Genomic DNA, 21,192 nt, shown 5'->3' on the forward strand with positions numbered 1-21,192 from the left:
ATATACTCATTTCAGTGAAGCTTCGTGAGACTTCCATCCTATGAACATACTTAGATAATAAAATGACATCGATTTCTAAAAAAATTTTTTAGTTTATCATTCAGATAATAATTATTATCATCTAGAGTAAGATACTGGATCCCATCGTTTTAAAAACTTTTTATTCCCAAAAAAATAAATCGTTACTTTATCTAATCGCTTCCAAATCACGGTAAATTTGCTAATTCTATTAGACAAGTAAAGAATTTCTACCTGAGACCCTATTTACTATTATCCCATTCATAACAAGCTTTTCTTGTTATGAATAACAATTTTTCTATATTAATTATACCTAACTTTCATTTTTAAATAAAGGATGATTTAAAAATAACAAAAACTATGCATTTCACTCAATAGCACTAACCGATTGTTCTCTTTTTACCAAAAAATGTCATATTGTTCTGATTCGTGAAAGAAAAGTCGCTTATTGCTAGATAGCATGAATAAAAACGATATACACTACATAAAAAGAGTCTGAGGTATTAAGACCTTAAGCTTACTTTTTATACTAAGATGAGTAATTGCTATGAAAGCATCCACTCTGGTACTTTCACAATCTTATCGACGGCGTTCAAAGATCTGCACTTCGGTAATCAGTCAAAAAATAAGCCGAAGCATTTAAAAATAGAAGAAACTATTTTCGGATGCTTCGGCTTATATCTCAGAGCTAGACTTGTCATAACGCTTGTTTCAAATCAAGTTGGCAAAGGGCTACCTGATTTATTTAGTGATAATCTGATCTAAGCTTGCTATTGATAGTGCCATTTCAGCAATTTGTTTCAGCTGTGCCAAACGATTGTTACGGACAGCAGGATCGTCTACCATGACCATGGTTTGGTCAAAATACGTTTCGATCAATGGACGTAAAGCAACAAGTTGATCATAATCTTCTTTCAGCGTTTGTGTACCAAATTGTTTTTTCATTTCTGCTACCGCTTGATAAAGTGCTGTTTCAGCTTCATTTTCAAATAACGCAGGATTAATCTCTGTTGTCGTTGTTTCTTGCGCTTTCTTCGCTAAATTAACCACTCGAGTCAATGCTTCCATCGATGGCTTAAACTCTTCCTCATCTAAACGTTCTTTAAACAGTTGAGCTGCTGCAAAAACTTTTGTCAAATCGCTTTGTTTTGCATTTAAAACTGCATCAATCACATCGTGTCGGATTTGTTTTGTAGTTAGTAACTGACGGAAACGTCCTTTGATAAAATCAATGACTGCCTGTTGTCCATCCGATAACTGGACGCCAAAACGTTCTTGATCTTCATTGATTGCCTGGTCGATTTCACGTTGTAAACGAACCAATGGAAATGCCCAATTTTTTGCTTCGATGATGCGGACAATCCCATACGCTTGACGACGAAGAGCATACGGATCATTTGACCCACTTGGGATCATTCCAACTGTAAAGAAAGAGAAGATACTATCTAATTTGTCTGCAATCGCTAATACTGCACCAATTTTGGTTTCTGGTAAGTCACCTTCACTTGAAATTGGCAGATAGTGTTCCTTGATAGCTATTGCTACAGCTGATGTTTCGCCGTGTAATCGCGCATATTTTTCACCCATGATCCCTTGAAGCTCTGGAAACTCACCTACCATGTTGGTCACTAAATCAAATTTATAGATTTCAGCAGCACGTTGTAAATCCGTTAACTCTTCTGGTGATAAGCCGACAGATTTACCTAAAATACGAGCAATAACTTGTACTCGTTGCATTTTTTCGTAGATGCTTCCAATTTTTTCATGGAAAGTCACTGATTTTAATTTATCAACAAAAGTCTCGATTTCAATCTTTTTATCTTCATTGTAGAAAAACTCTGCATCTTCTAAACGAGCAGTCAATACTTTTTGATTTCCACGGATCACGTTTTCTAGTTTGACACGATCCCCATTTCGAGCAGAAATAAAATGTGGCAAGAGTAATCCTTGGTCATTTCTTACTTCAAAATAACGTTGGTGCTCCTTCATTGAAGTAACCAATACTTCTTCAGGGACAGACAGATATTTTTCTTCAAAATCGCCAGCAAAAACTGTGGGATATTCGACTAAATTATTCACTTCTTCTAATAACTTTTCGTCTAAATCGATCGTCCAATGGTTTTTCTCTGCTAATTCTGTTGCTTGTTGGACAATCATTTCTTTTCTTTTATGTGGCGCAGCTATCACGAATTGTTCTTGTAATTTTTCTTCATACTCATTGGCATGAGCGAAACGAACTGTTTCTCCTAAGAAACGATGACCACGTGATGTGCGATCTGTTGTAACATCTAAAATCTCGAAAGGAATCACTTCATCATCTAGTAAAGCAACAATCCAATGAATAGGACGAATATATTCAAAGTCAAAATTTGCCCAATGCATCGTAACAGGAAATGTCAAACTTTTGATGACATCTGCAAGTCCAGTCAATACTTCTTTCGCTGGTTGTCCATGTGTATATTTGGTTACGTACACATACTCTACACCCTTCAGCTCTTTAAAGGTAATATCGTCAGTCGTCAAACCTTGACCACGTACAAACCCTTCTGCGGCTTTCGTCCAATTTCCATCTGAATCCAATGCGATTTTTTTAGCCGGACCCTTTAATTCTTCTTCGCTATCTGCTTGACGTTCTGGGATATTGGTTACTTTGATCGCTAAACGTCTTGGCGTTGAAAAAGTTTCGATTGTATCATAAGACAATTGGTGTTCATCTAAAAACTTTGCTGTTTTTTGTTCCAGTTGTTTCATGCTTGGTGTAACTACATGGGCAGGCATTTCTTCCAACCCGATTTCTAAAAGTAACTCTTTTGCCATGTTATTCAGCCTCCTTAACTGTTTCTGGATTTGCTGTGTTTTTATTCAATAAAGGAAATCCTAATTTTTCACGCTCTGCCACAAAAATCTTTGCAACAGATTTTGCCATATTTCTGATACGTGACAGATAACCAGCACGTTCTGTGACAGAAACTGCCCCACGAGCATCTAATAGATTGAATGTATGGCTGCATTTTAAAATGTAATCATAGGCAGGATGAACTAAATTTTCATCAATGCATCGTTTAGCTTCTTTTTCAAAACGATCAAAATTACTTAATAATAGTTCTTGATCACTGACTTCAAATGAATATTTGGAGTGTTCGTATTCAGGCTGTTTGAAAATCTCCCCATATTTTACGCCATCTGACCATTCAAGATCATAGACACTTTCTACTTCTTGGATGTAGGATGCCAAGCGCTCCAAACCATAAGTAATTTCAGATGTCACTGGTTTACATGGCAGACCGCCGACTTGTTGGAAATACGTGAATTGTGTAATTTCCATTCCATCGAGCCAAACTTCCCAACCAACACCGGCACAGCCCATCGAAGGGTTTTCCCAGTTATCTTCGACAAACCGAATGTCGTGTTCCAAAGGATCGATCCCCAATAAACGTAAACTTTCTAAATAAAGTTCTTGGATATTTTCAGGTGATGGTTTCATCACTACTTGGAACTGATGATGTTGATACAGACGGTTCGGATTTTCCCCATAACGACCATCGGCTGGGCGACGAGAAGGCTCTACGTATGCTGCATTCCAAGGCTCTGGTCCAATTGCTCGTAAAAAGGTATATGGGCTCATTGTACCTGCCCCCTTTTCTGTATCATAGGCTTGCATCAACATGCACCCATTTGATGACCAAAATTTTTGTAACGTCAAGATCATGTCTTGTACAGATAATTTTTTGCTCATTTAAAATGACTCCTTCCACTTCTAAATAGTTTGCTGAGAATTTGAAACAACAAAAAGTCCCTATGCTTGTCTAAACAAACATAGGGACGAATAACTTCGCGGTTCCACCCTACTTCCGAAAATTTCGGCAGCTTCATTGTCAGTACTCACAAGTGCCTCTTCAAAAACCGACAGCATTCGGCTCACACCCTCCCGAACTCGCTTTTGCTACGTATTTTTTACTGATCTTGTTCAACGTACTTTATTCTTTTATTTAGCCAATCAAGTTTTTGTACAAAACTCTCATTTATCTAGGTTCCATAATAGACGTATAGTTAGGCTTTTGTCAAATAGTTTTGAATGTTGATTGAACATTCTACTCATTTTTTTGGTTTTCAGAAGCACTTTCTCCTTCCGGATCAGGCTTTTTTAGGACATGTTCCCATGATTTCATTTGATCAATGAACTTTTTACTTTTTAGATGAATCCCTACGTATTCTTCGTATAACTGGTCAATCAGTTGCCTGATCGTTGCTTTGGTTTCGTCTTTTAAATTGATCCCTGTGATCTTATCATAAGAAATAGCAGAGAACATACGCACGAAATAAACAGCTCTTGGATCTGCATGATAACGACGGTGATCCATTGACCAATGTTCTTCGCACAGCACGCCTCCATATTTGGAAGAATAATCAAATTTACCTTGCGTTTTGCCACACACCACACAATGTGTCCAAATCGGTGCAATCCCAAAGCGTTGCAATAATTGTACCTCAAAGATGTTAGTGATGATTTCCGCGTCGTCCCCCTGATCCATCCGTTGCAATGCTGCTTGTGTAAATTGAAAAAGATGGGGATCATATTGATGGTCTTCGATCGCTGCATCCACTAAGTTTAACAAATACGTGCCGTAACCACTTAAAAAAATGTCTTCTTGAATTTTTCTAAAGGAGTGAACATCTTTTACGCTGGTTATAAACGAAAGTCCTTCACTTTTAAACGTACCAATGTAGATTCCTTCAGTAAAAGGGAGTAGTGCAGGTGCTAATGGTTGGTTTTGCCGGTGAATTCCTTTGACATAAAACATCAGCTTCCCCGCAGACTCAGTAAAAATTTTCACTAATTTATCTTTTTCTTTATAATTTCGACTGGACAATATGATCCCTTTTGATTCGGCTAGCTGGCTCATTTTTTTCGCCCCCTTTTAGAAAAAGAACAAGGAAAAGAAAAATCATTCACTGAATCATTTTCCTTTCCCACTTATTCTACTCATTTTCTTGTCTTCTGACTTTTACACGCGGTTTCGTCTATCGAATAATCACGTTCAACTCATTTTTATCTACTTAAAGTTAGTATTCCTCTTTGCGGTAACCAAAATCTTGTAAATAAACTCTTTTATCGCGCCAATCTTTTTGAACTTTAACCCATAGTTCTAGAAATACTTTGTCACCAAGCAAATTCTCAATATCTTTTCTTGCTTTTGTTCCAATTTCTTTTAGCATTTTACCACCTTTACCGATGATAATCCCTTTTTGACTATCACGTTCAACGATAATAGTTGCTTGAATTTGGATTTTATCATTTTCATTGCGTTTCATTGAGTCAACAACAACAGCCACTGAATGTGGGACTTCATCTCTAGTCAAAAACAGGACTTTCTCACGAATCAATTCCGAAACGATAAAGTATTCTGGATGATCCGTTACTTGATCATCCGGGAAGTATTGAGGACCTTCTGGCATCTCAGCGATCAACACTTCCATTAGACGGTCCACATTGTTCCCTTCTGTAGCCGAAATCGGTACAACTTGTGCAAAAGGCATTTGTGCCGAATAATCTTCGATGATTCCTAATAATTCATCTGGATGAACTTTATCGATTTTATTGATAATCAAATAAACAGGTGATTGAACATTTTTTAATCGTTCAATAATAAAATCATCCCCACGTCCACGTTTTTGATCCGCACTGATCATAAATAAGACAGCATCCACTTCTCTTAGTGCACTGTAGGCTGATTCCACCATAAAATCACCCAAACGATGTTTTGGTTTATGGATTCCCGGAGTGTCGATAAAAATCAACTGTGCTTCTGGTGTCGTATAAACGCCTTGGATCTTATTTCTGGTCGTTTGTGCCTTGTCACTCATGATAGCAATTTTTTGCCCAACGATTCGATTTAATAATGTTGATTTGCCAACATTTGGTCGTCCCACAATAGCGACAAAACCTGATTTATGTTCTAACATATTATTCTCCTTTTAATTAAAAAACATTTGATAGATTTTAGGTACAAATAAAATGAGACCGACGATCACTGCAAAACAAGCGGTGACTAACACTGCTCCTGCCGCCATATCTTTGATTTTTTTCCCAATTGGATGGAAATGAAAATCGGTAAACATATCCACCACATTCTCAAAAACAGTATTTAAAATCTCAACGATCCACACCAGAAAAACTGCTAAAACTAACCACAGCCATTCTATTTGATTCAGTTGAAATACAACTCCCATAAAAAACGCCAGCAACCCAAAACCTACATGTTTTTTCATATTACGTTCCTCATCAAAGACTGTTTTAACCCCTTGAAGAGCAAATTCTACTGACATAGCGAAGTGCTTATTTTTCTCAACCTTTTTCTCGCACTCTTTATCTTTTAAGTCCATAAGCATCTAAAATCTCTTTCTGTAAACCAAACATCTCTGCTTCATCTTCGGGTGTCATGTGATCATAACCATTGATGTGCAAAAAGCCATGCACTGCCAAAAATCCCAACTCTCGATCATACGAATGACCATATTCTTCCGCTTGTTCCTGGGCACGCTCAATTGAGATCATGATATCTCCTAATACTCGTGGTAAAGGATTATCGCCTTCTTCAAAAATCACGGGAATTTCGTCTTCCCCTTCGTCTTCTAATGCAAAACTAATCACATCTGTTGGGGCATCTTTGCCACGGTAGACACGGTTGATTTCTTGGATTGCTGCATTGTCCATAAAAGTAACAGACATTTCTGTTTCCTCGGATAATTTCAAATGAGCCGCTGCAAATTGCAGAAGGTCCTCGATCTCCTTGATTTTTTCTGTTGAAACTTTCTGTGTTTCATCCATAAATGTGATGTCCATATTTATCGCTTCTTTCTTACTTATTGCTGATATTTTTTATTTTAGCCATTTTCTTTTTCTACTTTCATCGTTTCCGCTTCCGATTTCATTTTAGGATATTTGATCCGTGAATGGAAGGTACTACTTAACCCACTGATCAAAGATTTTTCCACTTTGCGAATTTCTTTTAATGTTAAACCACTATCATCAAGTTGACCATCAGAGATTCGTTCTTCAATCAAATTATGGACAAATTTTTCGATTTTTTCACCTGTTGGATGATCCATTGCCCGTACTGCCGCTTCACAACTATCTGCAATATTCACGATGCCGGCTTCTCGGGTCTGTGGTTTGGGACCAGGATAACGAAATTGTTCTTCGGTGACTTCAGGATTTCTTTCTTTTGCCTTGATATAGAAATACTTCATCAATGTTGTTCCATGATGCTGTCGGCAAATATCGATTACCATTTGCGGCATGCCATATTCCTCTAAAATTTTCGCTCCATCGGTCACATGACCAAAAATGATCTGTTTACTATCTTCCGGTAATAAGAAATTATGTGGATTTTCAGCACCAGAAGGCAAGTTTTCTACAAAAAAGCTAGCATGTTTGATTTTACCAATATCGTGGTAGTAACAAGCTACACGCGTCAATAATGACCGCCCATTGATCTCAGCCACTGCGTTCGCGCTCAAATTGGCGACCATCATACTGTGATGATAAGTTCCTGGTGCTTCTTCCAATAGCTGTTTTAACAATGGATGGTTAGGATTACTTAACTCATTCAAGACGATCACACTATCATCGTTGACCATCAATTCGATATACGGATGTAATCCCATCGTTAACAGATACGACAGCAAAGCCCCCATAAAGCCACAAATCAGTGTTAACCAAGTTGTTCCATTACTAAAGCTCATACCTTGATAAACGATCAACACAACATCCATCATCAACGGAAAAATAATGACCCACATCATAGCTGAAAACCATTGTTCTGACACTCGTTGGCGTTTTAAAACCGTCGCTAATAAACCTGAAAAAAGATAAGCCATCAAGATAACGGTCAAAAAGTTGGTCCCAATCGAGCCATAAAAAATAAACAATGCAGATACGGCTTGGAACAAGGCAGCCATAATTCCTGCCCTCCGGTTCAAAAAGAAATTTAAAACTAAAGGAACAAAAGCTGCAGGATAAAACAGCGGGATAAAAGCTGCTTGTTCCGTTTGGAATAGTTGGAAAAATTTCATTAATAACACACTGATGGACATAGCCGTAACATAAAAGAGAACATACTCTGTTCGTTTTCCGGCTTCATGGTACTGCATTGAGTTGTAAACTAAAACAGCAATTTGCAATAAGACTGCTAAGATCATTGCTACTAAAGGAAAAATGGACGTTGTTTGACTGGTCAATCCTAATAATTCAAGCTTTTTCATTGCATCTGCATCGATTTGATTTCCTTCACGAACAATGATTTCGCCTTGATAGATCATGACCGGTTGAACCGCACTCCTTGCTGATTGTTTCAATTCCTCTGTTTTCTTTTCATTTAAGACATCATTTACGACGATTCCTTGATCGACAAGATAATGGATCGTTTGTTGTTGGTCAGGTGTCACGTTCAAATATTGGATCTGTTCTTCTGCCTGTTGCTTGAAGGTTTCTAAATCACTTTCTCGAACTTGTTTTTTCATTTGTTCATTGATCAATCGAAGACTTTCATCTCGGACTGTCGCAATTTGACTATCTGACATACTAAAGATTTTTGTGTAAAAATTAGTCGGTAATTTTTGATAAAATGCCACGTTTTCAGCATTGGCATTTTCAAAACTCTTCTTTAAAGCTGCAATTCGTTCGTCGATAGTTGGCTTAGGAACATTTTCATCTTCTTTTGCTTTATCTACTTTTTCTTTATACGCTTTATTGATCGAATCATTTGTTTTATTGATCAATTCAAAAAGCTGCTTGATGCGACTACTTTGTTCACTAGCTAAATCTTGTTGATACGTATATTCTGGCGTAACAGCTTCCGCTGCTAATTTTCTTTTTTGTTCGGTTTCTTCTGTATTCTCAATCGTTTTATTCGCACGGATACTTTCTTCTGCCACTTGTCCTTCTCTGAAGTCATTGGCTTTTTGCTTGACGCTACTAAACGTGACGCCACAAACGATCACAAAAAACAAAAGCAATAAGAAAGGCATTGCCGCCTTTCCTAATTTTGCTTGCAGTTGTTGGAGTATTTTATTCAACATTCGCTTATCCCCCTAAGCCTTACTCTTGATGAAGATCTGCCTTTTCATAAGCTTTGATGATTTCGGCTACAACAGGATGACGAACGACGTCACTTGCTTCAAAATTGACGAAAGCAATTTTTTTGATTTGTTTCAATGTACGTTCTGCATGGATCAAACCACTCATCGTCCCTTTAGGTAAGTCAATCTGACTTGTATCGCCGTTTACGATCATTTTTGATTGATACCCCAAACGAGTCAAGAACATTTTCATCTGTGCCACTGTTGTATTTTGAGCTTCATCTAGTATTACAAAAGCATCGTCAAGTGTTCGCCCACGCATATAAGCTAATGGCGCAATTTCGATGATCCCACGCTCCATCAAACGATTGGTATGATCTAAACCAAATATTTGATACAGTGCATCATACACTGGACGTAAATAAGGATCAACCTTTTCTTTCAGATCACCCGGTAAGAAACCAAGATTTTCTCCTGCTTCCACCGCTGGACGAGTCAAAATGATTTTTTGGACTTCGCCTTTTTTCAACGCAGCAATTGCTAAAACGACCGCTAGAAATGTTTTACCTGTTCCAGCAGGACCGACACCAAATACGATGTCATGTTTAGCAACGGCCTCGACATATTGTTTTTGTCCACTATTTTTCACTCGAATCGGTTTACCATTGCGGTCTTTGACGATTTCTTCTTCATACATTTCAATGAAGTAATCCAATGTCCCTTTTTGCCCCATTTTTAAGGCAGTAACAACATCAGGTGTACTGACATGTATCCCCCGCTTGATCAATTCTTGTAAGGTACGTATCACCGATTGTGCTAACGAAAGCCCCGGCTCTTCTCCAATAATCTGGATCATTTCGCCTCTCGTATGAATCGTTGTTTCAGTCATTTCTTCAATTAATTTTACATGTTTGTCATGCGAGCCTAACAACATACTGATATCGTCAGCAGCTGTTAATCTAATTTCTAAAGAACTGGATGCTTCTGTCAAAAATAGACATCTCCTTTACTTCAATTCATTCCTTCCTATTTTACCATATTCATAAAAAACTATATAGCAAATAAAAAAGGTTGTCTCACTCCTTATTCGTTTCATTCATTTTAACCTAAAATTACTTTGCTGAACTTCCATGATTTACTTTATGTTATTCCATGATTGAGAGATTCCTGCCTATCAATAAACAGCTTTTACTTAATAGATAAGGCAAAGAACCAATCTAACCAAGCCTAGATCTATCGAGTGAGGAAGAGAGATAAAAGAAGGATATGTATGATTGCATGGGGAACAAGGCGTACCGATTGATGTTGCCTTGGCGCTCACCTTGAGGAAATTGGGACATGCATGAAAAAAAATCTAAAAAAAATAAGTCTGATTTTGACGTTGCGGATCAAAATCAGGCTTATTTTCTTTTTAAGAGAGGGTGGTTGTCCCAAACTCTTTAAATGATAAGTTTAAGATTGTAATAGCTCTTTCACAATCGCATTCACTTGGTTCCCATCTGCTTTTCCTTTGACTTTCGGCATGATCGCACCCATGACTTTGCCAAATTCTTTGACAGAAGAAGCTCCAGTTTGTGTAATCGCTTCTTGAACAAGTTGACGAATATCATCCTCAGAAAGTTGTTCTGGCATGTATTTTTCAACAATTACTATTTCACTTTTCACTTTTTCAGCTAAATCGTCACGTCCAGCTTCTTCGAACTCATGTAAAGAATCACGCCGTTGTTTCATTTCACGAGACAACACTGTTAATTCTTCATCTTCAGTCAAGTCGTGACCTTCTTTGATTTGCTCGTTTTGAATGGATGACTTAATCATACGTATGACTTGTAAAGATTCTTTATCTTTTGCTTTCATCGCTGTTTTCATGTCATCGTTCAATCTACTTAGTAGTGACACACTACCAACTCCAATTCATAAAGGAACTAGTTTTTTTGCGTTTTTTTGCGTTTTTTCGCTGCTTTTCTAGCTGCTTCAGATTTTTTCTTACGTTTTACGCTTGGTTTTTCGTAGAATTCACGTTTACGAGATTCTTGTAAAGTACCCGCTTTTGACACGGAACGTTTGAAGCGACGAAGAGCATCGTCAATTGATTCGTTTTTACGAATGACTGTTTTTGACATGTTAATTCCCTCCCTCCGAGCTTAAAAAGTAACCGTAATTGTTATTGAAATTATAATCCAAAAAACAAGACTGTTCTATAAAACATTATATCTAATGCTGATTTGACCGTCAAGGGAATCTTTGGATTTTTTAAAATAATGATATGTTATTTTATTATAAAACAACTACTGACAGTTTTCACATCGACCGAAAATTTCAAACCGATGCCCTTCGATCGTACAACCTGATAATTGATTTTCAAAATAGTCCATTGGACACATATGGATTTCTTTCGTCATCCCACAAACGGTACAAATAAAATGATGATGGTGACCGATCTCTCCCTGGCAACAATGAAAGCGAAACTTCATTTCGCCATTCAAATCGGTTTCTTCTAATAAGTCTAACTCAGAGAAATCATGGAGATTACGATAAATCGTATCATAACTCACTCCTTTAAATTCCTCATTCATAAAATCAAATACTTCTTTTGCTGACACATAACGATTTCTTTTGACCAAATAAGTCAATAATGCTTCTCGCTTTTTCGTATATTTAAATCCGTTATTTTTCAAAATTTCTAACGATTGTTCGATTAATGTTTGGTTTTTCAAGTCTTTCCCTCCAAATCAAAATGATTACGAAGTACATATTCCACAGTATGGTATACTAAAGATAAAAAAAATGCAAGTGAGGTTTTTTATTTATGGCTTTTGACTCTACTGAGATCGTTACTTTTTTTGTCATTTCTGATTCAGCTGGTGAAACAGCAACAAAACTCGCACAGGCAACCATGGCACAATATCCTACAGTTGAATTTAATTTATTTCGTCGAACGTTTGTCACTGACCAAGACACCCTCGAACAAGCCTTACAAGATGCGTTAGCAGAAAAAGCGCTAGTTCTTCATACCTTGATCAACCAAGAGCTGATTGATTATACCCGAAGTTTTTGCGAAGAAAACAACTTATTTAGTTTTGACGTGATGACTCCACCGATCGAAGAAATCCAACGATTAACAGGAATTCAACCCACTCGTCAACCTGGAGCCTTACATTTATTGAATGAAAATTATTTTAAACGAATCAAGGCAATGGAATTTGCCGTAAAATACGATGATGGGAAAGATCCAAGAGGCTTCTTAGAAGCAGATGTGGTATTGTTAGGAGTTTCCAGAACGTCAAAGACACCGTTAAGTCTTTTTTTAGCGAATAAAAACTTAAAAGTGGCGAATCTCCCACTCATTCCTCAAGCCCATATCCCAAAACAACTTTGGGAGATCGATCCTAAAAAAATTGTTGGTTTAACCAATAATCCCGATATTTTAAATAATATTCGAAAAGAACGGATGCGTTCCTATGGATTAAATCCTGATACGGCTTATTCTGATATCGAAAAAATACGAGCAGAATTAGATTTTGCTAATGATTTGTATGAAAAATTAGGTTGCGTTGTGATCAATGTTGCTTCTCTCTCAATTGAAGAAACGGCTTCGTTGATCCTAAATGCCTTAGATTTAGAGGACCACAGTTATTATGGCACGGATACTTCAGGAGAAAAATAAAGAGCAAATAATTGTATCCAGTAAGCAGCTATAACAAACAACCAGAACCAAACGCATAACTAGTTGAAAAAAAAGCCAGCAGACACGTGTCTGCTGGCTTTTTTATTCAGTATAATCTATTTACATTCCCTTAGAAATGCCTCATTCTTATTTTACTGATGTTCCACATGTTTCAAGGTTTGTTCCAAGATATCCAACACGTGAAAATCATCTAAACTATACAATATTGCTTTGCCTTCACGATGCGATTTAACCACATGGTTCTCCCTTAATAAACGTAGTTGGTGGGAAACAGCGGATTGTTCCATTTCCACTGCTTGGCTGATGGCCGTCACATTTTGTTCTCCATCTTTTAAATACATCAATATTTTCAATCGGGTAGGATCACTTAAGACTTTAAATAATTGACTCACTTTTTCTATTTCGCTTTTTGGTGTGTCTGTCAACCGATTCACCTCCATAAAAAAAGACTGACTTCTAAAGTTTACCACTTTTTCCATCAGTCTCAATTATTTTATTCTTCTGTCATTGATTTGATGATTGCTTCATAGGTATCGATCTTTTCTTGTGCCTCTTGTGCAGAATTGCCTTTTACACCGATATAGAATTTGATTTTTGGCTCTGTTCCTGAAGGACGGATCGCTACCCAACCATGTTCTTCTAATACATATTTTAATACGTCAGATGGAGGTGTCGTTAATTTTTCCACTCGTCCAGCTGAATCTGTTTTCGTTAATTCTTTGAAATCTTCTGTTTGAAGAACTTTTGCTCCAGCAAATTCTGATGGGGCATGGTCACGGAATTTCTTCATCAAAGCAGCGATTTTGGCTGAACCTTCTTGACCACTCATCGTGACTGAGATTGTTTTTTCAGCAAAATAACCATATTTTTCAAAAATCATTTGTAAGCCGTCATAAAGTGTCTTCCCTTGTTTTTTATAAAAAGCAGCCACTTCGGCTAACAATAAAAGTGCTTGGATTGCATCTTTATCACGTACAAATGGTTTGACCAAGTAACCATAGCTTTCTTCAAAACCAAACATAAATGTATGAGAATGATCTTTTTCAAATTGATGGATTTTTTCTGCAATAAATTTAAAGCCTGTTAAGACATTGATCATCGTAGCGCCATAGCTTTCAGCGATGGCTGCAGGAAGTTCACTTGATACGATTGACTTAAGTACGGCTGCATTTTCAGGTAAAGTCCCTCGTGATTGATGTGCTTCTAAAATATATTGAATCATTAACGCACCGATTTGATTACCGGTCAAAACTTTATAAGAGCCATCAGGTTGGCGAACTGCTGCTCCTAAGCGATCCGCATCAGGATCAGTCGCAATCAATAAATCAGCGCCTTCTTTTTCACCTAAACGAATCGCATACTCAAATGCTGAATGTTCTTCAGGGTTTGGTGATTGAACCGTTGTAAAGTCAGGATCAGCTACAGCTTGTTCAGGTACAAGCATAAATTGTTCGAAACCAGCTTGTTGTAATGCTCTTTCTCCTAGCATTTTTCCTGTACCATGAAGGGGTGTAAACACCAATTTTAAGTCTTTCCCCATTGTTTGGACTAATTCTTGATCAATCGTGACTGCTTTGATTTCTTCCAAATATGCTTTATCGACTTCTTCACCAATGATCGTAATCAATCCACTAGTTTCTACTTCGTCATCAGCTAAAACAGCGACTTTTAAAGGATTACTTACTTCACGTACATATTTTGTCAATGCATCCGCATCAGCGGGTGGCATTTGTCCGCCATCTTCTCCATAAACTTTATAGCCATTGTAAGCTGCTGGGTTATGAGAAGCTGTCACCATGATTCCCGCAAACGTATTCAAATGACGAACAGCGAAAGAAAGTTCAGGTGTTGGACGTAGACTCTCAAAGACAAAAGAAGGAATATCGTGTTGTGCCAAAGTCTTCGCTGCTTCCATCGCAAATTCAGGCGATTGATGGCGTGAATCATAAGCAATCGCTACGCCGCGACGTTTTGTTTCTTCTCCTTGTGTATCCATAAAACGTGCCAGCCCTTCTGTTGCTTGTCTGACCGTATAAATATTCATTCGATTGATCCCAGGACCTAAAATTCCCCGCATTCCTGCTGTTCCAAATTCTAAAGGAGCATAAAAAGCATCTTCCAGCTTTTCAGGGTCCTGACTAAGATCAGTTAATTGTTTTTTTAAATTTTCTTCTAAATTTTCTTCATTGGCCCATTGTTGGTATACTTGTTCCCAAGACATGAAGCGAACACCTCTTTCTAAAATATCTACCTCTTTCAGTATAGCATTCTCTTTTTAGATAGAAAAGTCAGAAGGAAAAATAAGCGCAGATGGGGACTTCTTTTCTTTCACCAAGATCAAGATTAATCCTACTGTTTTTACAATATCAAACAAGATTTTTCTTGTTTTTGAAATTGCACTGAACCGTTACGATTATCTGGTTGAGTTTTTTTATTTTTTAGAATATCAAATAATTTTCTTTTTTTATTTGTTTGCTCTTCTTTCTTTTGCAAAGTTCCAAGATTATTCCAACTCTTCGGCTGATATGCTTGCCAAACTTCTGGTTCCTGTTCCCAAGGTGCTTTTACCCTCTGTCCTCCTTTCATAAAAATAACTTTCTTGCTCAATTCCTTCCTATTGCGATAAACGTAGCGAAGCTCAGTTGATGTTTTCTTTTTGCCGTTGCAATTGTCTTTAGATAAAACCTCACTCATATTTAACCCATCTAAACAAAAATGGATCTTTAAATTTGGATTTAGTTTTGCACTATTCAAGCCAATTTTGCATTCTCTACGTATATGCCTTATGGAGAGGAAAGTACGCATAACAGAAAAAATAAGTTCGATTTTGACAATAAACATCAAAATCGAACTTATTTTCTTTTTGAGAAAGAACTATTGTCCCACTCTCTCTTTAGTAGTATAAAAATGAATAATATTCAAACAGCCCTTCTAACGACCTCTTTTGATCACTTTACGCTTGTGTTGTTTCTTCTAATGCTTCTAAATATTTATAAACTTGTTGACCAGCAATGCCGCCATCGCCGACTGCTGTCGTGATTTGTCGTAAATCTTTTTCACGAACATCCCCAATAGCGAACACACCAGGCATAGTCGTACGCATGTCTTGATCTGTTGGAATCCAACCAGCTGCATTAGTTAAACCAGCTTTTTTAAATGGTTCAGTCAATGGATCTAATCCTACGTAAATAAACACGCCATCTGCTGCTAAATCAACGGTTTCATTCGTTTTCACATTATGCGCTTTAACCCCAGTGACCACCATGTCATTACCAACGATTTCATCTGTGACAGTGTCCCAGACAAATGAAATCTTTTCGTTAGCGAATGCGCGATCTTGGATGATTTTTTGCGCACGTAATTCGTCTCTTCGATGAACAATCACGACTTCAGAAGCAAATTGCGTTAGGTAGATGGCTTCCTCTACCGCAGAATCGCCACCGCCGATCACGACTAAGCGTTTGTTTCGGAAAAAAGCACCATCACATACGGCACAATAGGAAACACCTCGGCCAGCGTATTCTTCTTCTCCAGGAACACCTAACTTACGATGGATACAACCCGTTGCGATGATCACTGTTTTGGCTTCATAAGATTGATCTTCACAGATCACTTCTTTGTAATTCCCATGGTCTTTGATATCTTGCACAATTCCATAGACATTTTCTGTTCCAAATTTAGTGACACCTTCATACATTTTATATGCAAGGTCAGGTCCCATGATGGAATCAAATCCAGGGTAATTTTCAACTTCAGCGGTGTTATTCATTTGTCCACCAGGTGCGCCTTGTTCAATCATAGCAACTGAAAGATTTGAACGTGACGCATATAACGCAGCAGTCATTCCAGCAGGTCCAGCACCAATCACGATAACATCATACATATGTACATTCCTCCATTATAAAAATCAAGTAAGCTTACTTTACAGCCTATAGAAAAAAAAGTCTATTGTTCTGCTTACTCTTTCCTCGAATAGATTTATTATACTCGAAAAATCAGTTTAAAAACAATAGACTTTTATTTAATTCACTATTCGTTACTTAAATCTTCTCCATTTGTTGCAATGACTTTTTTATACCAGTTGAACGATTTTTTCTTCGAGCGTTCCAATGTCCCATTTCCTTCGTTGTCACGGTCAACGTAGATGAACCCATAGCGTTTCTTCATTTCGCCAGTCCCAGCAGAGACAAGATCGATACAGCCCCAAGTCGTGTAGCCCAGGAGATCCACACCATCAAGCTCAACCGCATCTTTCATTGCTTGGATATGTTGTGCTAAATAATCGATCCGATAGTCGTCTTCTACATAGCCATTTTCATCTGGTGTATCAATCGCACCTAATCCATTTTCGACGATGAACAATGGCTTTTGGTAACGATCATAAAGATCATTCATCGTGATACGTAACCCCAATGGATCAATTTGCCAGCCCCATTCACTGGCTGAAAGATAAGGATTTTTAGCCGATTCAAAAATATTACCGGCCGTTTGCTCTAATACTTTTTGATCAGTAGTAGCTACCCGGGAAGAGTAATAGGAGAATGAAATAAAATCAACGGTATGTTCTTTTAATAATTCTAAGTCAGTTGGTTCCATCTCGATTTTGATTCCATTACGTGCCATTTCTTTTAAGGCATAGGCGGGATAACTTCCCCTTGACTGGACATCAATAAAGAAATAGTTTTCCCGGTCCGCCTTTCTTGACGCCCAGACATCTTCAGGTTTACAAGTGTAAGGATAATTTGCGCCAGCTGCTAACATACAGCCAACTTTATTTTCTGGATCCACTTCATGAGCGATCTTTGTAGCGATTGCACTAGCAACTAATTCATGATGGGCTGCCTGGTATTTGATTTGTTCCACATCGTCCCCTTCTTCAAAATACAATCCAGCGCCCATAAATGGAGCATGTAAAATCATATTGATTTCGTTGAAGGTCAACCAGTATTTCACTAGTCCTTTGTAACGATTAAAAATGACATGGCAAAGTCTTTCATAAAACTCTATCAACTTTCGAGAACGCCAAGCACCATATTCTTTGACCAAATGCATCGGACAATCAAAATGAGTAATCGTCACTAACGGTTCGATTCCATATTTTTGACATTCTTTAAAGACATCTTCATAGAACTTCAACCCTTCTTCATTTGGTTCCTTTTCATCACCTTTTGGAAAAATACGACTCCACCCAATGGATAAGCGATAAGTTTTAAATCCCATTTCCGCAAAAAGTGCAATATCCTCTTTGTAACGATGGTACATATCAATGGCTGTTTTTGCTGGATAAAAATGTTCCTCATCAAAGTCAAACATTTTTTGTTTACCAGTGATCACTGAAAAACGATCTTTACCAATCGGAACAACATCAACATTAGCTAAACCACGTCCACCTTCAGCGTAGCCTCCTTCACATTGATTGGCAGCCGTTGCGCCACCCCATAAAAAGTCTTTCCTAAATGCCATCCTACTTCCTCCATTATTGTTTTTGATAAGTTTTTGTCAGGTTGTTTGCTATTTCATCTTGTACTTCGATCCCCTCTTCTTTTAAGCGGTGGATCGTTTCCTTAAATTGTGGCAAATACGCTTCGTGAGCAACAAACAATTCATCCATGATCCGTTTCGCTGTTTCACCCGAACGTACTAAGGGATTGATCGTAAATGCTTGAAGCGCTGTGCCATAATCACCCGTCACTGCCGCTTCGATCGTCAATAATTCCATATTTTTCATGACTTGAAGCCAGCCACGTTCAGCTGGTGGCAAAGAACCGAAAGCAACGTTACGTGCTCCTTGTGCCCCGACATACGCTGTGACCTCCACGACACAATCAGCAGGCAGATCAGGAACAGCGCCGTCATTTTTTGTTGAAACAACGATTTGGGTTTCTTTATTGGCATAGATCGAAGCGATCGTTTCACAGGCAGCATCTGAATAATAAGCACCCCCACGTTGTTGTAACTGTTCTGGTTTATGGTCTAGTTCTGGGTCCTGATACAACTCAAATAATTCTGCTTCCGTTTTTTTAACTTGTTCTGCTCTTGTACCAATTGTTTGATATTCTTCTAAAGCATGGTTCAACATTTCTTCTTCACGATAATAATAGCGATGGTAGCCACAAGGAATCATTTGCATTTGTTGTAATTGTTCCTTGAAAAACGGCACATCGAATATATTTTTTGGTAAGCCATTATTTTCAGCATAAAGTCGGTCGATTAGCTCATTCGTTCGATCGTTTCCATGTGAATCTGCTACTTTATGCCAATGAAAGTGATTGAGTCCAGCAAATTTATAAATCAAGTTTTCTTTGGTTTCTCCCAGCATTTCTGGCTCTGTCATCATTGCCATAACTGGTACATTACAAAGCCCAATCACCTTTTCCCATTTTCCGTAGCGAACGACAGCTTCTGTAACCATTCCACTAGGATTGGCAAAATTGATCAGCCAAGCATCGGGACATAGTCTTTTCATATCTTCTACGATTGAAAGAATGACCGGAATGGTACGAAACGCTTTGAACATACCGCCAGCTCCATTGGTTTCTTGTCCAAGCATGCCATAATATGCAGGGATTCGTTCATCTTTCACTCTGGCATCTAATTGACCTACCCGAAACTGAGTTGTTACAAAATCAGCATCCCGCAGTGCTTCTTCTCGATCCAACGTCGCATAGATCTTAACATCATAAGGCGAAGCATCCCACATTCGTTGAGACATTTCACTGACGATTCTTAGTTTTTCTTGACCCTCTGCTACATCCACTAACCAGATTTCTTTAATCGGTAATTCTTCATATCGTTTAATAAACCCTTCCATCAATTCAGGGGTATAGCTACTTCCGCCACCAATTGTTGCAATCTTCACTTTTCGTTCCATGAGCTTCCTCCTTTTTTGTTTTTACAACTATATTATGTTTTTTGTAAACGAAAACAACAAGTTAACTTTATTCTTTTGCATTTCCATTTACAAAAATTCATTATATAGCCGATTATTTTGTAAAAATCTTGTATAAGAACAACGAACGATTGACGAATCAATAAATAGCGCTTACAATATTTTTACACAAAAACTTAAAAACATGTAAAAGAGGATCGTCATGCTATTAAAAGAAAAACTAAAAAAAATTGCTTTTTCTCCCGCAGAAACAGAAGTGATCCATTTTATTCAAAGCCATGAACATCAACTCAAAGAAGCAACAATTCAACAAATTGCGAAGGCATGTTATGTCCATCCTTCTACGTTGATTCGGATTGCCAAAAAGGCTGGGTTCAACGGTTGGGTCCACTTTAAGGAAGCTTTTTTGGCGGAAAACGAGTATTTGGAAGGAAATTTTCAAGAAGTTGATGCCAACCTCCCCTTTCTAGAAAACGATGGAATCATGTCTATTGCGAACAAAGTCGCTGCACTGGAACGAATGACGATTGAAGACACACTCTCATTGCTTCACCACGATGACTTACAACGAGCAAAACAGCTTTTATTGAAAGCAAAAAAAATCGTCCTTTTTTCTAGTAATTCGAATACTTTGATCTCGCAGGCTTTTATGTTGAAAATGAAGCGAATCAAACGAGACGTAACGATCGTGACGACTTCAGGCGAATCCTACTATGAAGCCTACAACTGTACGCCTGATACTTGTGCCATCTTAATTTCTTATACCGGCGAAAATAAAATGATGTTACGAACAGCCAAGATTTTGCAAGAAATCAATGTGCCGATTTTAACATTGACGAGTATTGGTGATTCCACTCTTTCTACTTTCAGCTCAGCAATCCTTCGTATCACTACCAGAGAACGATTGTATTCCAAAATCAGTAATTTTACGATCAATACTTCAATTTGTTACTTACTAGACGTACTATACAGCTGTATCTTTGCAGAGGAATATCAAAAAAACCTCAACCATTTAATCAATATCGGACAAAAAGTAGACGATCGCCCAATCAGCTCCTCTATTATGGAAGAGCCTCCTGCAATTAAGGAATAAATTATCTTATCCTACACTTTTTGCTCGCTTACTTGTTTCCTCTTTTCACCATCTAGCTTGTATAAGTTAGTCGGAAAAGAAAAAACCTAAAAAAGTTATCCACGACGACATGGATATTTTTTAGGTTTTGTTTGCTTAAATTTCATGTTGTTTTTCGTAGTTGTTAGCAGTTGGACTAGGCTCAGTAGCGCCTATTAGTCCACGTTCTCTTGCCTGACTAAAACTTGCTCCCCCCCTCACTCTCTTTGTTTCTTTGTTTTGATTCAATTGATGAGAGTTGTTCCATTTTGGCAGCCACTACTTTTTTGAGCTCTTCTACGGATACTTTTGGATCATCAATCTTGTCGGCCATTAAGTCTACCAAAACTACTTTTTGTTTTTCATTAAGTTCTGACAGACGATAAAATGTCTCCGCTAAGAAAT

Annotated in this window: 20 protein-coding genes; 2 read left to right on the forward strand and 18 right to left on the reverse strand. The window is 37.7% G+C overall.

Annotated features, from left to right (window positions below; genetic code table 11):
• Positions 1-759: 759 nt before the first annotated feature.
• From glyS to AB3I12_RS08410, 11 genes are all read right to left on the reverse strand, one after another.
• Complete coding sequence (gene glyS, locus AB3I12_RS08360) at positions 760-2,835, reverse strand: glycine--tRNA ligase subunit beta (protein ID WP_063627383.1); 2,076 nt, start codon at positions 2,833-2,835, stop codon at positions 760-762.
• 1 nt (position 2,836) lies between these two features.
• Positions 2,837-3,754: a glycine--tRNA ligase subunit alpha gene (glyQ, locus tag AB3I12_RS08365; protein ID WP_010718522.1), complete on the reverse strand. Its 918-nt coding sequence runs from the start codon at positions 3,752-3,754 to the stop codon at positions 2,837-2,839.
• A 355-nt stretch (positions 3,755-4,109) separates the two neighbouring features.
• Positions 4,110-4,922, reverse strand: coding sequence for a DNA repair protein RecO (gene recO, locus AB3I12_RS08370; RefSeq protein WP_010718523.1), 813 nt, complete (start codon positions 4,920-4,922; stop codon positions 4,110-4,112).
• 160 nt (positions 4,923-5,082) lie between these two features.
• Positions 5,083-5,982, reverse strand: coding sequence for a GTPase Era (era, locus tag AB3I12_RS08375; RefSeq protein ID WP_010718524.1), 900 nt, complete (start codon positions 5,980-5,982; stop codon positions 5,083-5,085).
• A 12-nt stretch (positions 5,983-5,994) separates the two neighbouring features.
• Positions 5,995-6,402, reverse strand: a complete 408-nt coding sequence (locus AB3I12_RS08380; protein ID WP_172595700.1) for a diacylglycerol kinase family protein — start codon at positions 6,400-6,402, stop codon at positions 5,995-5,997.
• Positions 6,386-6,862, reverse strand: a complete 477-nt coding sequence (gene ybeY / locus AB3I12_RS08385) for an rRNA maturation RNase YbeY (RefSeq protein ID WP_025480127.1) — start codon at positions 6,860-6,862, stop codon at positions 6,386-6,388. The genes AB3I12_RS08380 and ybeY overlap by 17 nt, the downstream gene beginning before the upstream one ends.
• A gap of 41 nt (positions 6,863-6,903) precedes the next feature.
• Positions 6,904-9,099 (reverse strand): HD family phosphohydrolase, encoded by a 2,196-nt coding sequence (locus tag AB3I12_RS08390; protein WP_010718527.1) that lies wholly within the window; start codon positions 9,097-9,099, stop codon positions 6,904-6,906.
• Positions 9,100-9,118: 19 nt separating this feature from the next.
• Positions 9,119-10,090, reverse strand: coding sequence for a PhoH family protein (locus AB3I12_RS08395; RefSeq protein WP_010718528.1), 972 nt, complete (start codon positions 10,088-10,090; stop codon positions 9,119-9,121).
• A gap of 461 nt (positions 10,091-10,551) precedes the next feature.
• Positions 10,552-10,998, reverse strand: coding sequence for a GatB/YqeY domain-containing protein (locus AB3I12_RS08400; RefSeq protein WP_010718529.1), 447 nt, complete (start codon positions 10,996-10,998; stop codon positions 10,552-10,554).
• Positions 10,999-11,024: 26 nt separating this feature from the next.
• Complete coding sequence (gene rpsU / locus AB3I12_RS08405; protein WP_010718530.1) at positions 11,025-11,222, reverse strand: 30S ribosomal protein S21; 198 nt, start codon at positions 11,220-11,222, stop codon at positions 11,025-11,027.
• Between the two features lie 165 nt (positions 11,223-11,387).
• Positions 11,388-11,816 (reverse strand): Fur family transcriptional regulator, encoded by a 429-nt coding sequence (locus AB3I12_RS08410; protein WP_010718531.1) that lies wholly within the window; start codon positions 11,814-11,816, stop codon positions 11,388-11,390.
• 92 nt (positions 11,817-11,908) lie between these two features.
• Between AB3I12_RS08410 and AB3I12_RS08415 the strand changes: the two genes are divergently transcribed.
• On the forward strand, positions 11,909-12,766 hold the full coding sequence (locus tag AB3I12_RS08415) for a pyruvate, water dikinase regulatory protein (protein ID WP_010718532.1): 858 nt from the start codon (positions 11,909-11,911) through the stop codon (positions 12,764-12,766).
• Between the two features lie 152 nt (positions 12,767-12,918).
• Here the strand turns inward: AB3I12_RS08415 and AB3I12_RS08420 are convergent, their stop codons facing one another.
• The 6 genes from AB3I12_RS08420 to AB3I12_RS08445 form a co-directional block, all read right to left on the reverse strand.
• Positions 12,919-13,266 (reverse strand): helix-turn-helix transcriptional regulator, encoded by a 348-nt coding sequence (locus AB3I12_RS08420; RefSeq protein WP_025480128.1) that lies wholly within the window; start codon positions 13,264-13,266, stop codon positions 12,919-12,921.
• A 14-nt stretch (positions 13,267-13,280) separates the two neighbouring features.
• Positions 13,281-15,008, reverse strand: a complete 1,728-nt coding sequence (locus AB3I12_RS08425; RefSeq protein WP_010737954.1) for a phospho-sugar mutase — start codon at positions 15,006-15,008, stop codon at positions 13,281-13,283.
• Between the two features lie 137 nt (positions 15,009-15,145).
• On the reverse strand, positions 15,146-15,481 hold the full coding sequence (locus AB3I12_RS08430; RefSeq protein WP_063627384.1) for a hypothetical protein: 336 nt from the start codon (positions 15,479-15,481) through the stop codon (positions 15,146-15,148).
• 259 nt (positions 15,482-15,740) lie between these two features.
• Positions 15,741-16,670, reverse strand: a complete 930-nt coding sequence (gene trxB, locus AB3I12_RS08435; RefSeq protein WP_010737956.1) for a thioredoxin-disulfide reductase — start codon at positions 16,668-16,670, stop codon at positions 15,741-15,743.
• Positions 16,671-16,816: 146 nt separating this feature from the next.
• On the reverse strand, positions 16,817-18,250 hold the full coding sequence (locus AB3I12_RS08440) for a 6-phospho-beta-glucosidase (RefSeq protein WP_063627385.1): 1,434 nt from the start codon (positions 18,248-18,250) through the stop codon (positions 16,817-16,819).
• A gap of 13 nt (positions 18,251-18,263) precedes the next feature.
• The gene (locus AB3I12_RS08445) at positions 18,264-19,658 is read right to left on the reverse strand and encodes a 6-phospho-beta-glucosidase (protein ID WP_063627386.1); all 1,395 of its coding nucleotides are present in this window, start codon (positions 19,656-19,658) and stop codon (positions 18,264-18,266) included.
• 220 nt (positions 19,659-19,878) lie between these two features.
• Between AB3I12_RS08445 and AB3I12_RS08450 the strand changes: the two genes are divergently transcribed.
• Positions 19,879-20,769, forward strand: a complete 891-nt coding sequence (locus AB3I12_RS08450) for a MurR/RpiR family transcriptional regulator (protein WP_063627387.1) — start codon at positions 19,879-19,881, stop codon at positions 20,767-20,769.
• A 217-nt stretch (positions 20,770-20,986) separates the two neighbouring features.
• On the opposite strand, the gene AB3I12_RS08455 is transcribed toward AB3I12_RS08450, so the two are convergent.
• The gene (locus AB3I12_RS08455; protein ID WP_265096494.1) at positions 20,987-21,121 is read right to left on the reverse strand and encodes a hypothetical protein; all 135 of its coding nucleotides are present in this window, start codon (positions 21,119-21,121) and stop codon (positions 20,987-20,989) included.
• Positions 21,122-21,192: the final 71 nt, after the last annotated feature.

Origin of the sequence: Enterococcus sp. C65 (assembly GCF_040887165.1) — a bacterium.
Lineage (GTDB): Bacteria > Bacillota > Bacilli > Lactobacillales > Enterococcaceae > Enterococcus_B > Enterococcus_B hirae.